This window comes from Micromonospora sp. 15K316, assembly GCF_004348525.1.
In the GTDB taxonomy this organism is placed as follows: domain Bacteria; phylum Actinomycetota; class Actinomycetes; order Mycobacteriales; family Micromonosporaceae; genus Micromonospora.
The window spans coordinates 1-13322 of record NZ_SMKG01000164.1 but is presented as its reverse complement, the minus strand read 5'-3'; the positions used below and the strand labels follow the sequence as shown (position 1 = coordinate 13322).

The following is a 13322-nucleotide window of genomic DNA, read 5'->3' as shown; positions in this document are numbered from 1 at the left end:
GGGCGGGGCCCCGCCGCGGCCCTGCCGCCCGAAGCCCTGGTCACCGCCACCGCGGAGGCGACCCGGGCGGCGCACCGGTTCGTCGGCACCTGCGTGGAGGTGCTCAACGGCTACCGGCCACCGGCGCAGCTACGACCACTCCTGGATCCCGCCCGGGCCCATGACCTGCTGCCCGAGTTGTCGCGGGCGACCAGCCGCATCGGGCCGCCCCGCCGCCGCTCGGCCCGCTCCGTCCGCCCCACCGTCCGGGTGCGACGCGTCCGGGCCGGGGAGCCCCGGTCCGGGGCGGTCGAGGTGGCCGCGGTGCTCACCGGCGCCGCCGGACGCAGCTGGGCGCTCGCCCTTCGCCTGGAACACCGCCGGGGCCGCTGGCTCTGCACCGCCCTGCACGTCCTGTGACCCGCCCAGTTCCGTTGGGGTGGGGCGGATCCGGCCCGGTGAGGTGAAAGACCGTCGAGGGGCGGCGCGGACCCGTCGTGTTTGTCCCAGCCCAGCCTTCCCCCTCCCCGGCGGTGATCCACTCGAGATCCCTGAAGTCGGGGTATCCCGAGCGCCGCATACCCCGATATCCATGAAGACGAGTGGATCACCACCGGAACGGCAGGGGGATCGCGACCGATAACGGGATACATCGGATCAAAGCCGCCCGAACCGACCGGGGGTGGGCGCGCGGTACCGAGCTCCGACCAAGCCGCCTCGAATCAGGCCGATCGACCCGGCCGGGCCGAACCGAGCCGGGCCGCGTCGGGCCGAGCTGGGCCAGGCCGGAAAGGCGGAACGCCCCGGGGCGCTACTGCCCCGAGGCGTTCCGGATGAAGCGTTGGATCTGTCAGGCCCCGCCACCGGGTGCGCCGTGGCACCGCTTGTACTTGCGCCCCGAACCGCACGGGCAGGGCGCGTTGCGGGACGGGCCGTTGCCGGCTTCGACCTGGCCGGGTGCGGGGCGGCGGGCGGCCCCGGCCGCGACGGCCGGTCCGTTCATCCCGCTGGCGGGGCGCTGCGGCGCGGTCGGGGCGGTCGTACCGGGCGCGGCCGGGGCGGCCTTCGCCGGCCGGCCGACGCCGAGGGCCGGAGCCTGCTGCTCGGCCTGCTCCACGGCGACCCCGCCGGCGCCCGCCTCACCGTCGATGGTGGGCGATGAGTACTGCAGGCCCTGCTGCTGCGGGGTCCGGTTCAGACCCTTGGCCCGCAGCTCGACCGGCTTGTCCAGCAGCTGGACCTCTTCCGCCTCCGGCTCCGGCTCGTTGACCTGGACCTCCAGGTTGTAGAGGAAACCGACCGTCTCCTCCTTGATGCCGTCCATCATGTTGGCGAACATGTCGAAGCCCTCGCGCTGGTACTCCACGACCGGGTCGCGCTGGGCGTACGCACGGAGGCTGATGCCCTCCTGGAGGTAGTCCATCTCGTAGAGGTGCTCGCGCCACTTGCGGTCGATCACCTGGAGCAGGACCATCCGCTCGAGCTGCCGTACGGCTTCCTCGCCGAGCTGCTCCTCACGCCGGTCGTACGCGGCGTGCGCGTCCTCCTTGAGGCGGGCGACCAGGAAGTCCTCGTCCATGCTGGCGCGGGAGCCGCCGGCCTCCTCCTCCAGATCCTCGACGCTCACGCCCACCGGGTAGAGCTGCTTGAGGCTGGTCCAGAGCTGGTCGAGGTCCCACTCCTCCGCGTAACCCTCGGAGGTGGCCCCCCGCACGTACGCGCCGACCACGTCGTCGATCATGTTGCGGACCTGCTCGGAGAGGTCCTCACCGTTGAGCACCCGCAGGCGCTCGCCGTAGATCACCTGGCGCTGCTTGTTGAGCACCTCGTCGTACTTCAGGACGTTCTTGCGGATCTCCGCGTTCTGGCCCTCGATCTGGGCCTGCGCGGTCTTGATCTGGCGGGTGACCATCTTCGACTCGATGGGCACGTCCTCCGGGATGTTGAAACGGTCCATCACCGCCTCGACCGCGCCCGCTCGGAACCGCCGCATCAGCTCGTCCTGGAGGGACAGGTAGAAGCGGGACTCACCCGGGTCACCCTGCCGGCCGGCACGACCTCGCAGCTGGTTGTCGATCCGGCGGGACTCGTGCCGCTCGGTGCCCAGGACGTAGAGACCGCCGGCCGCGGCGACCTCCTCCGCCTCGACGTCGCAGGCCTGCTTCCAGGTGGGCAGGACCTCCTCCATCGCCTTGGCGTACTCCTCCTCCTGCTCCACCGGGTCCAGGCCCCGCTGGCGCAGCTCGCTGGCGGCGAGGAACTCGGCGTTGCCGCCGAGCAGGATGTCCGTACCCCGGCCGGCCATGTTGGTGGCCACGGTGACCGCGCCCTTGCGCCCGGCCTGGGCGACGATCTCCGCCTCCCGGGCGTGGAACTTGGCGTTCAGCACCTCGTGCGGGATGCCCCGGCGGCGCAGCAGCTGGGAGAGGATCTCGGAGTTCTCCACCGAGACGGTGCCGACCAGCACCGGCTGGCCCTGCTCGTGCCGCTCGGCGATGTCCTCCACCACGGCGTTGAACTTGGCCTTCTCGGTCTTGTAGATCACGTCCGGCCGGTCCTGCCGGACCATCGGGCGGTGGGTCGGGATGGTCACCACGCCGACCTTGTAGACCTTGTTGAACTCGCTCGCCTCGGTCTGGGCGGTACCGGTCATCCCGGACAGCTTCTCGTAGAGGCGGAAGTAGTTCTGGAGGGTGATGGTGGCCAGGGTCTGGTTCTCCTGCTTGATCTCCACCCCCTCCTTGGCCTCGATCGCCTGGTGCATGCCCTCGTTGTAGCGGCGGCCGTGCAGGATGCGCCCGGTGAACTCGTCGACGATCAGGACCTCGCCCTCGTTGACGATGTAGTCCTTGTCGCGCTTGTAGAGCTCCTTGGCCTTGATCGCGTTGTTCAGGTAGCCGACCAGGGGGGTGTTCACCGACTCGTAGAGGTTGTCGATGCCCAGCCGGTCCTCGACCTTGGCGACGCCCCGCTCGGTGACCGCGACCGTCCGCTTGGCGTAGTCGACCTCGTAGTCGCCCTCGCCGTCCGTGCCGGGCTGGAGCCGGGCGACGACTCCGGCGAACTCGCTGTACCAGCGGGCGGAGTGCTCGGCCGGACCGGAGATGATCAGCGGCGTCCGGGCCTCGTCGATGAGGATCGAGTCGACCTCGTCGACGACCGCGAAGTTGTGCCCGCGCTGGACCAGCTCGTCCTTCGACCAGGCCATGTTGTCGCGCAGGTAGTCGAAGCCGAACTCGTTGTTGGTGCCGTAGGTGATGTCGCACTCGTAGGCGGCCCGATGCTCGGAGGCCGGCCGGTTGGGCAGCACCACGCCGACGGTGAGCCCGAGGAAGTCGTGCACCCGGCCCATCCAGGCGGCGTCGCGCTGGGCCAGGTAGTCGTTGACCGTGACCACGTGCACGCCCTTGCCGGAGAGCGCGTTGAGGTAGACCGCCATGACCGAGGTCAGGGTCTTGCCCTCGCCGGTCTTCATCTCGGCGATGTTGCCGAAGTGCAGCGCCGCGCCGCCCATCACCTGGACGTCGTAGGGCCGCTGGCCGAGCACCCGGGCCGCCGCCTCGCGCGCCACGGCGAACGCCTCCGGCAGCAGGTCGTCGAGGGTCTCGCCGTCGGCGAGCCGCTCACGGAACTGCCCGGTCATGCCGCGCAGTTCGTCGTCGGTGAGGTTGACGTAGTCGTCCTCGATCGAGTTGACGGCGGCGGCGATGGCCTTGAGGCGGCGCACCATGCGGCCTTCGCCCGCGTTAAGGACCTTTTCCAGAATCGACACGGATCAACGCTCCCCTAGACAGTCTCGAACCATCGTAGGCGCTACATCGGGCCGATGGTCACTGGTGGCGGCGGCCCGGTCGAACGGAAACCGACATACCGTGCGCCGCACGCGGGATGCCGCGGATATCCGGTTACGCCGTGGGCGAACGATCCGGCACCATGCTCGGGTGGAGCCCGTGGAGATCATCGAGGACGGCCTGCTGCTACGCCCGTGGCGGGCCGACGACGCGGAGGCCGTCCACCGCGCCTGCCAGGATCCGGACATCCAGCGCTGGACCACCGTACCCCGCCCGTACCTGCCCGAACACGCCCGCGGGTTCGTCACCGAGGTGAGCCCCCGGGACTGGGCCGACGGCACCGGCGCGCCGTTCGCGGTCTGCGACGCCGCCACCGGGGAACTGCTCGGCTCCTGCGGGCTCGTCGCGATCGACACTCGTCTCGGCTCCGGTGAGATCGGGTACTGGACGGCTCCCTGGGCACGCGGCCGGAACGTGACGGCCCGGGCGGCCCGCGCCGTCGCCCGGTGGGCGTTCGACGCGCGGAAGCTACGCCGGCTGATCTGGCAGGCCGAGGTCGGCAACCACGCGTCCCGGCTGGTCGCGCTCCGCGCCGGGTTCCGGATCGACGGGCGGCTGCGGTTCGCCGACCCGGTCCCCGGCGGCCGTTCCGAGGGCTGGATCGGCTCGCTCCTGCCCGGGGAGGTGCCCGCGCCGGGCGAGCCCGGCCCCGCCGCCCCCGGCACCCTGGAGGCCCGCCGGGCCGCCGTCTTCGGCCGGCCGCAGCCCCTCCTCTTCGCCACCGCCGGCGCGACGGAGCTCCAGCTGCGTCCGAGGGAGGAACGCGACCTCGACGCGATCGTGCAGACCTGCCGCGACCCGGAGACCATCCGCTGGACCACCGTGCCGGACCCGTACGAGCGGTCGCACGCCGAGGCGTACCTCGCCTTCGCCCAGGACACCTGGGCCGCCGGTACCAGCGCGTGCTACACCATCGCCGACCCGGACGACAGCTACGTCGGGGCGATCGACCTGCGGCTCTCCCCCACCGACCCGCTGCTCGCCGACGTCGGCTACCTGACCGCGCCAACCGCCCGGGGCCGGGGGTTCGTGCCGGCCGCCCTCACCGCGCTCTGCACCTGGGGCTTCACGACGCTCGGGCTGGCTCGGATCGAGTGGCGGGCCAACGTGGGGAACACCTCCTCCCGGCGGGCCGCCGAGAAGGCCGGCTTCACCGTCGAGGGCACCGCCCGCAGCGGCCTGACCCACCGGGGCGAGCGGGTGGACGTCTGGGTCGGCGCCCTGCTCCCGGAAGACCTGGCATGACACCGGAGGTGGTCGAGGCGTACGGCGTGCGGCTGCGCCCGTTCCGGCTCGACGACGTCGCCGGCGTGGTGGCCGGCTGCGCCGACCCGCTGACCGGGCGGTACATCTCGGGCCTGCCCAGCCCGTACACCGAGGCGGACGCCCGCTCGTGGATCGGCGTGGGCGCCCCGGCGGCCTGGGCCGGCGGCGGGGCCGCGTACGCCGTCGCCGACCCCGCCACGGATCGGCTGCTCGGTGCGGTCGGCCTCAGCAACCCGGTGCCCTACCGGGGCCAGGCCGAGATCGGCTACTGGGTGACGCCGGACGCGCGGGGCCGGGGTGTCGCGGGCTCCGCCACCCGGGCCCTCGCCGAGCGCGCCTTCGCCACCGGGACCGTGCGGCTGGAGCTGCTCACCCACGCCGAGAACGCGGTCAGCCAGCGGGTCGCGCTGGGCGCCGGCTTCCGCTTCGAGGGCGTACGCCGCGCCGCCAACCCCTCCCGGCGCGGCGACCGGCATGACCTGCTGGCCTGGGTACGCCTCGCCGACGACCCGCCCCGGCCGACACCGCGGCAGCTGCCGGACCTGCCGCACGGTGTGCTGACCGACGGCGTGGTGACGTTGCGCCCGCTCGGCCCGGACGACGCCGACGTGATGTACCGGCTGCACACCCGGCCGGAGGTGGTGGCGAACCAGGCGCCGCCGATACCGCCGGACCGGGCCGCGATCGAGCGGCGCTGCCGGCTGTCGCAGAGCCAGTGGCTCACCGGTGAACTGGCGCGGATGCTGATCCTGGACGCGGCGACCGGCGAACCGGTCGGCAGCTGCGGGCTCTCCGTGAGCGACCCGCAGGCCGGGGAGGGCACCGTCGGCTACGCCCTGCTGCCGCGGTGGCGCGGGCGCGGGTACGCCACCCGCGCGCTGCGGCTGCTCGCCGGTTGGGCCTTCGGGCCGGCGGCTCTGCTCCGGCTCGCCGCCGGCACGGTGCCCGAGAACATCGCGTCGCACCGGGTGCTGGAGAAGGTCGGCTTCCGCCGGGAGGGTCTGCTCCGTGGCCGGCTGCCCGGCCTGGCCGGCACCCGGATCGACGACCTGATCTTCGGCCTGTCGCCGGGCGAACTCCGCTGACCCGGATCAGGAGGCCGTGCCGACGACGGCCCCCTGATCGGCGTACGGCTCAGACGGCCAGCGAGATGATGCCGTAGTCGTAGGCACGGCGGCGGTAGACCACGCTGGGCCTTCCGGATTCCTTGTCCAGGAACAGGTAGAAGTCGTGGCCGACCAGTTCCATCTGGAACAGGGCGTCGTCGACGGTCATCGGCTCGGCCGGGTGCACCTTCTCCCGCGCGATGTGCCAGGGCTGGTCGTCGTACTCCTCCTCGGCCTCGACCCGTTCCGCGACCGCGGTGGCGGTCCGGCCGTTGTCGCTCAACGCGCCGAGCGGGTCCGACGCCAGGTCGGTGACCGGCAGGTCGGCGGTGGCCGCCGCGACGGAGAGGGGTGCGTGCCGACCCCGGTGCACGCGGCGCCGGTCGGCCGCCCGGCGCAGCCGGGTGTCGAGCTTGGCGATCGCCGCGTCGAGCGCGGAGTAGAAGTCGTTCGTGCAGGCCTCGGCGCGGATCACCGGACCGCGGGAGATGCAGGTGATCTCCACCCGCTGGCAATGGTCGGACTGGCGTGGATTGCGTTCGTGGAACAACTCCACGTCGACCCGAATGAGCTTGTGATCGTAGCGTTCGATCTTGGCGAGTTTCTCGGCTACGTGCACCCGGTAATGGTCCGGCACCTCGACGTTTCGGCCCTTGACCACGATGTCCACGTGACCTCCCTGGCTCGGACGTATCTCGATCGGTTATCCCGGTCGTTCGCCCCTAGGGATGAGGCCCCGCTCGGCGTCGACCGGTCAGTACGGCTACGCCTCCTTCCACCGCCGGGGGCGGTTGGGATGACCTCCTACCCCCGACACGTTGACGCTAACTCCTGTTCTCGGAGCAGTCACCCCTGGTTGCAAAGAGCGCCACGATTTCTCGCAGGTCGTACACCATCGGGTGAAACCGAAACACGAAGAGTTATCAGCGGTGTCGCTTTTCGGTGGCGGCGAGCACTGCGGCGACGGCGGGTGCCGACCCGGTCGCGCTCAGTTCCCGGCTCACCGCAGCGAGGGTGACCCCGGTGGTCACGATGTCGTCGAGCACCACCACTGTCGCCTCGACCCCGCCCCGCCCGGCCGACCGGGACCGGAACGCGGTCTGGGCCGCCGCGGCGCGCCCCGCGCTGTCCAACGTCACCGAATCGGGGCGGGGCAGCGCCCGCAGCGGCCGGAGCACCCGCACCGGCCAACCGGCCCGACGCAGCCGGTCGGCGCAGTGCCGGGCGAGCCGGTCCAGGTGGTCGCCGTACCGGGCACGGGCCGCCGCCGCGGTGTCCGGTACCGGCACCAGGGCCACCGGGCGCACCGGCTCCACGGCCACGGCGACCACCTCGGCGAGCAGCGCGCCGAGCGGTCGCGCCAGCCCGTGCCGGCCGTGCTCCTTGTACGCCAGCAGGGCCTCCCGCAGTGGGCCGGCGTACGGGCCGAGGGCGAAGCAGGGCGGCAGACCGGTCGGCGCGGGGGTGGGCCGGACCGGCCCGGGGCGTAGCGCGCCGAGCGTCGACACGCACTCCGGGCACACCCCGTGCCGCAGTCCGGAACGGCGCTCCCGGCAACCCGCGCAGTCGGCGGGCAGCACCAGGTCACCGAGGTCCGCCCAGAGCCCGCCGAGACCCCGCACCGGATCAGAAGAGGAAGAAGGGGGCGGACGGGTTCGCGGGCCGTACGCCGGTCGGCGGCGGCGTCGCGTCGGCCACCTGGGCGGGTTGGATCCGCTCCACCGGTTTGGTCCGGTACGCCACCCCGTTCGCCTCGTACATCAGGGCGCCGGAGGGGACCTGGACAGTCGGGTTCACGGGGTACGCCGACAGGTGGGTCACCTTGGCGCGGGTGTCCGCCGTGAGCGGCGACTGGAGGACGCCGTCCACGCTGATGTCATAGATCGCCGGACGCGCCGCCGAGCCCGCCACGATCAGCCGGTTCTCGTCACCCCAGTCGACCGCCGAGAGGCCGGTCAACGAAGTGCTCACCCGACGCGACGGCCCGACGGTCACCCCGCCCCCGTCCACCAGGTTGATCGCCGCGACGTAGAGCGCACCGCCGGCGATCAGCGCGATCCGCTGGCCGTCCAGCGAGGCGGCGACCGCGGTGACCGCACCCGGGGGCAGGTTGAGCACGATCTGGGTCATCTGCGCTTCGCCGTCGAACCGGTAGAGCCGGCCGTCGGCCACCACCAGCCCCAGGGGCCGGCGCGGGTCGCTGGAGCGCAGCCAGACGGGCTGACCGATCGCCTTGTGCTCCTTCCCCTTGGCGAAGGAGGTCACCGGTCCGCGCCCGGTGCCCACGCTCAGCCGCTGCTTCCCGCCGGGGGCGGTCACCACGAGGGCGGCGAGGATCTGCTCCTCGGCGCGGGCGAGCCCGGCGGAGACCACGTTCCGGTTCGCCGCCGGATCCAGCGGCACCACGGCGGCGGGCTCCCCGTCCACGGTGAGCGGATGGATCGCCTCCTCGAACACGCAGTACCGCCGGGGCCCCTCCCGCAGCCGGTACAGATCCCACGCCGAGCGTCGCGCGGCCAGGTCCTCCACCTTCACCGAGTTGTTGCGGATCTTCAGCTCCAACTCGCCGTCGAAGTCGTGCAACGACCAGGCGAGCTGGGTGACGAGCTGATCGGCCCGGGTACGGTCGTCACCGGGCATGTCCAGGTTGACCTCCCAGCGGCCGTTGCTGCCGGTGGCGTTGTTGATCAACTCGGTGCGGTCGGGCAGCCCCACCACGCCGGCGCGCAGCCAGTCCGACGGGCCGTCGACCAACCACTTGACCACCTCGTTGAGCCGCCGCTCGGCGGGCACCGTGACCGGGAGGTAGCGCAGGTCGGGCACCAGATGGGTGCGGTCCGAACTCCAGAAGTAGATAGTCCGGCTCTCGTAGTACTGCTCCAGCGCGGTGTCGCTGAGCAACAGCAGGTTCGGCGGCTCGGTCACGTAGAAGCCGGCCACGTCGTCCGCCGCACCGGCCTGGGTGGCGGCTCCCCGCACCCCGAACTCGTACCGCGTCTCGCCGGAGACCGGCGGCACGAGCGTCCCGTCGGTCCGCAGGACGCCGATCTGCTGCACCGTGATGGTCACCTTGAGGCTGTCGTCGCCGACGGGACTGTCGTCGTTGAGCGTGATCCGCGGCGCGTCGGTCAGCCGGACGACGGTGAGTTCGACCTCGCTGCCCCGCTTCTCCTGGAGCCGGCTGCGGTACTGCGGGTCGATGAACTGCTTGACCCGGTTGTAGGCGCGGTCCGGATCACCCGCGGCCGCGGCGAGGAAGTTCTCGACGAAATCCTCCGGCTTCGTGGCCATCATCCGGGTGGGCGGCTCCTGGCGTCCGGCGTTTACCGCGCCCGACTCGGTCGCCGGCTCCTTGCGCCGGTCGACCTGCACCTCGGAGCGCTCCGGGATGCCACAGCCGGTGAACCCGACGACCGCCAGGGCCCCGCAGAGCGCCCCGGCCACGAGGCGTGCCCTCACGTGCGCACCTCCGCCCGCGTGCTCTCCGGATCTCCGGTCGGCGCCGGGCCGATCGCCAACGCCCCACCGGAGCCCGGACCGATCGCCAGCGGCGCGGCGTCGCCCGGGCCGCCGAACGGCAGCCGGGCATCCTCGGGCACCAGCCGCAGCGGTGAGGTGGTCAGCCGGTCCCCGGCCCGCGCCGGCAGCGTGAGCCGGAACTGGGCGCCCTGGCCCGGCGCGCCCCACGCCTCCAGCCAGCCGCCGTGCAGCCGCGCGTCCTCCACGCTGATCGACAGGCCGAGCCCGGTGCCACCGGTCTGCCGGGCCCGTGACGGGTCGGCGCGCCAGAACCGGTTGAAGACCAACTTCTCCTCGCCCGGCTTCAGCCCCACCCCGTGGTCGCGTACGGTGATCGCCACCGCGGTGTCGTCCATGCCCAACCGGATCAGCACCGGCCGGCCCTCGCCGTGCTCGACCGCGTTGCCGACGAGGTTGCGCAGCACGCGCTCGACCCGCCGCGGATCGACCTCGGCGATCACCTCGTCCTCCGGCAGGTCCACCTCGATCGGTACGCCGACCCGCTCGGCCAGGCCGGCCAGCCGCTCCACCACCCGGTGCACGATCGGCACCAGGTCGGTCGGCTCCGCGTCGAGCATGGCGAAGCCCGCGTCGAAACGGCTGATCTCCAGCAGGTCGGTGAGCAGCTCCTCGAACCGGTCCAGCTCGGCCTGGAGCAGCTCGGCGCTGCGGGCCACCGCCGGGTCGAACTCGTCGCGCTCGGCGAAGATCAGGTCGGCGGCCATCCGGACCGTGGTGAGCGGGGTACGCAGTTCGTGCGAGACGTCGGAGGTGAACCGCCGCTGCAACCGGGACATCTCCTCCAGCCGCAGGATCTGCCGTTGCAGATTGGTGGCCATCTGGTTGAACGACGCGGCGAGCAACGCCAAGTCGTCCTCGCCGTTGACCACCATCCGCTGGTCGAGCAGGCCCGCGGAGAGCCGCTGGGCGGTCCGGGCGGCCACCCGCACCGGATTCACCACCAGCCGGGTGACCAGGGCCGCGAGCAGCCCGAGCAGCACCACGAGGGCGGCCCCGGTGGCGACCACGGTGGCCCGGGCCTCGGCCGCCGTGACGTCCTGCCGGGTCAGCGGAACGAGGTAGTAGAGCTCGATCTGACCGAACTTGGTCGGCACCGGCGAGCCGTACGCCAGGTACTTGGTGTCCTGGTCGCCGGTGAGCCGGCCGGTGCCGATCTGGCTGGCCACGTTGCCGTTGGCGACCGCGGCCCGCAGCTCCGGGCTGATCAGCGGCTCGACGTCGATCGCCGGCGCCGTCCGGGTCTGGATGACCCCGGGATGATCCTCCGCGGTGATCGCCACCACCACACCGCTGGTCTGCTGCGGGTCGCCGCCGGCCAGGTAGTTGACCGTGCCCTCGATGGTCTCCTGGAGCTGGGCCTCCTGCGGCTGGCCGTAGAGGTAGACCTGTTTGGCCGCGTACTCGGCGCCGCCCTCCAACCGCAGCCGCACGTCGGTCTTGGCGTTCTCCAGCAGGATCCCAGTGATCTTGTCAGCGGTCAGGTACGCGAAACCACCCACGAGCAGACTGGACGCCACCAGCGTGATGGTGACGACCCGGAACTGGAGGGAGCGCCGCCACGTCCGGTGCACCCCGGCCAGCATCCGCACGACCCGCCCGCTGAGGGCGCGCCACAGCTCACGACCAGCGCCTCGTCGGCGGGTCGTCGCTGGTTCGGGGGTCGGGAGCACGGGGGAGGCCACAGTGCGCCCCAGGCTATCCGGTGCCCGCCTTGTAGCCCACACCACGCACGGTCAGGATGATTTCCGGCCGCTCCGGATCGGGCTCGATCTTGGCGCGCAGCCGCTGCACGTGCACGTTCACCAGCCGCGTGTCGGCGGCGTGCCGGTAGCCCCAGACCTGCTCCAGCAGCACCTCGCGGGTGAAGACCTGCCGCGGCTTGCGGGCGAGGGCGACCAGCAGATCGAACTCCAGCGGCGTCAGCTTCACCTCTTCGCCGTTGCGGCTGACCGTGTGGGCCGGCACGTCGATGCTGATCTGGTTGCCGGGCGGCCCGATGGTCAGCAGCTCCGGCGCCACGTCCTCACCGCGCCGCAGCCGGGCCCGCATCCGGGCCACCAGCTCCTTGGGCTTGAACGGCTTGACCACGTAGTCGTCGGCGCCGGACTCCAGCCCGAGCACCACGTCGACCGTGTCGCTCTTGGCGGTGAGCATGACGATCGGAACGCCCGACTCCGTACGGATCGCGCGCGCCACGTCGATCCCGCTCATTCCGGGCAGCATGAGGTCGAGCAGGACAATGTCGGGCCGGTTGTCGCGGAACGCGGCCAACGCCCGCTCCCCATCGGCGACGAAGGAGGGCAGGAACCCCTCACTGCGCAGCACGATGCCGAGCATCTCGGCAAGCGCGGGGTCGTCGTCGACCACCAGAACCCGGGCTCTCATGGGATTAATCTTCCATCCCCGTTTCAATGTCGGTGGGACCGGCGTCACCCGGCACGGTACCGCCGCGGCAAGCTTGCCACAGCAGCCGCCACCGTGGGCGACCGCGCGCCGACGGCGACCTGCGGGTCCACCGGATCGGGCCGGGCGTGACACCATGATCCCCGCGTGCGCCGCCGCGCGCCACCGTCGCCCCGCCCCCAGGAGTACGCGTGCCCGACGCCGGCCCGATCGCCGTGCTCCCGCACCGCCCGCTCACCGTGGGCGAGCTGCTGGACTCGGCGGTCCTGCTGCTGCGCGCGCAGGCGCGCGTACTGGTGCCGATCGCTCTCGTTCTCGCCGCCGCCGAGCAGTTCCTCGTGCTGCAACCGCTCCGCCTCGCGGCCGGGACGGTACCGCCGATCTGGTGGATGTCCGGCGGGTCGTTCGGCACGTACTGGCTGCTGCTGGCGGCCGGCGCGGCCACCGAAGCCATGATCATCATGCTGCTCGGCAACCCGGCAGCCCGGGCCGGCGCCGCCGCGCTCCTCGGCCGGACCACCCTCCCCGGCGAGGTGCTCCGGCCGGCCGGCGGCCGCTGGGGCGGCACCGCCCTGTTCATGCTCGTCGTCGGCGTCCTGATGTACGCGGCGGCGTTCTGCGGACCACTCTGGTTCGTGGGCTTCGCCCTGCTCGGCGCCCTCGCACCGGCGCTCGTCGTCGACCGGGTGCCGCTGCCCCGCGTCCTGTCCCGCGCCACCGCGCTGGCCACCCGGGCCGGGCTGCGCGCCGGCATGATCCGGCTGCTCGGCTACCTCGGCTGGTGGATCCTCCGGGTCGGCCTGGCCAGCGGGATCATCCTCGGACTACCCCGGCTCGGTCTCATCGACGACTACTGGGCCCTCCCCGTCGCCCTGCTGGTCTGGGCCGCGGTGAACGGAGTCGCCTACCCGGCGCTCGCCTGCCTCGACGCCGTGCTGCACCTGGAGACCCGGATACGCACCGAGGGACTGGACCTGCTGCTCGCCCGCGCCCCGGCGGGAACACCGGAGCCCGTCCTGCTGGCGGCCGAGCGATGAGCTTCAGCCGGTGGTGGACCGAGACCGCCGCGGCGCTCGGTGACCACGTCCCGCTGTCGCTGGTCACGCTCCTGCTCGCCGCCGCCGCGGTGGCGACGGCCCTGGCCTGGTACACGTTCCCCGCCTGGCTCCCCCACCGC

The 13322-nt window shown here is 72.4% G+C and carries 10 protein-coding genes; 4 read left to right on the top strand and 6 right to left on the bottom strand.

The window, feature by feature from the left end:
- On the top strand, positions 1–399 hold a 399-nt coding region (locus E1211_RS23970; protein ID WP_132351265.1), incomplete at its 5' end, for an Rv3235 family protein.
- 430 nt (positions 400–829) lie between these two features.
- On the opposite strand, the gene secA is transcribed toward E1211_RS23970, so the two are convergent.
- Positions 830–3751, bottom strand: coding sequence for a preprotein translocase subunit SecA (secA, locus tag E1211_RS23965; protein ID WP_132351264.1), 2922 nt, complete (start codon positions 3749–3751; stop codon positions 830–832).
- 169 nt (positions 3752–3920) lie between these two features.
- On the opposite strand from secA, the gene E1211_RS23960 reads away from it, so the two are divergent.
- Together E1211_RS23960 and E1211_RS23955 are read left to right on the top strand one after the other, a co-directional pair.
- Positions 3921–5075 carry a GNAT family N-acetyltransferase gene (locus E1211_RS23960; RefSeq protein WP_132351263.1) on the top strand — a complete coding sequence of 385 codons (1155 nt, stop codon included), beginning with the start codon at positions 3921–3923 and terminating at the stop codon, positions 5073–5075.
- On the top strand, positions 5072–6181 hold the full coding sequence (locus tag E1211_RS23955) for a GNAT family N-acetyltransferase (protein WP_132351262.1): 1110 nt from the start codon (positions 5072–5074) through the stop codon (positions 6179–6181). The genes E1211_RS23960 and E1211_RS23955 overlap by 4 nt, the downstream gene beginning before the upstream one ends.
- A 49-nt stretch (positions 6182–6230) precedes the next feature.
- On the opposite strand, the gene hpf is transcribed toward E1211_RS23955, so the two are convergent.
- The 5 genes from hpf to mtrA all read right to left on the bottom strand — a co-directional run bounded on the left by hpf (position 6231) and on the right by mtrA (position 12127).
- A complete protein-coding gene (gene hpf, locus E1211_RS23950) occupies positions 6231–6872 on the bottom strand; it encodes a ribosome hibernation-promoting factor, HPF/YfiA family (protein WP_132351261.1) in 642 nt (213 codons plus the stop codon).
- Between the two features lie 253 nt (positions 6873–7125).
- Positions 7126–7782: a ComF family protein gene (locus E1211_RS23945; RefSeq protein WP_132351267.1), complete on the bottom strand. Its 657-nt coding sequence runs from the start codon at positions 7780–7782 to the stop codon at positions 7126–7128.
- Between the two features lie 46 nt (positions 7783–7828).
- Positions 7829–9661, bottom strand: a complete 1833-nt coding sequence (locus E1211_RS23940; RefSeq protein WP_132351260.1) for an LpqB family beta-propeller domain-containing protein — start codon at positions 9659–9661, stop codon at positions 7829–7831.
- A complete protein-coding gene (gene mtrB, locus E1211_RS23935; RefSeq protein ID WP_132351266.1) occupies positions 9658–11325 on the bottom strand; it encodes an MtrAB system histidine kinase MtrB in 1668 nt (555 codons plus the stop codon). Before mtrB ends, E1211_RS23940 begins: the two co-directional genes overlap by 4 nt.
- A 112-nt stretch (positions 11326–11437) precedes the next feature.
- A complete protein-coding gene (mtrA, locus tag E1211_RS23930) occupies positions 11438–12127 on the bottom strand; it encodes an MtrAB system response regulator MtrA (RefSeq protein WP_132351259.1) in 690 nt (229 codons plus the stop codon).
- 209 nt (positions 12128–12336) lie between these two features.
- Here mtrA and E1211_RS23925 point away from each other — a divergent pair, with 209 nt between their 5' ends.
- The gene (locus tag E1211_RS23925; protein WP_132351258.1) at positions 12337–13182 is read left to right on the top strand and encodes a hypothetical protein; all 846 of its coding nucleotides are present in this window, start codon (positions 12337–12339) and stop codon (positions 13180–13182) included.
- Positions 13183–13322: the final 140 nt, after the last annotated feature.

What these genes read in the sequence shown, in the direction of transcription:
- E1211_RS23955 (WP_132351262.1), top strand. Translation starts at nt 5,072, where the DNA reads ATGACACCGGAGGTGGTCGAGGCGTACGGCGTGCGGCTGCGCCCGTTC.
- mtrB (WP_132351266.1), bottom strand. Translation starts at nt 11,325, where the DNA reads ATGCTGGCCGGGGTGCACCGGACGTGGCGGCGCTCCCTCCAGTTCCGG.
- mtrA (WP_132351259.1), bottom strand. Translation starts at nt 12,127, where the DNA reads ATGAGAGCCCGGGTTCTGGTGGTCGACGACGACCCCGCGCTTGCCGAG.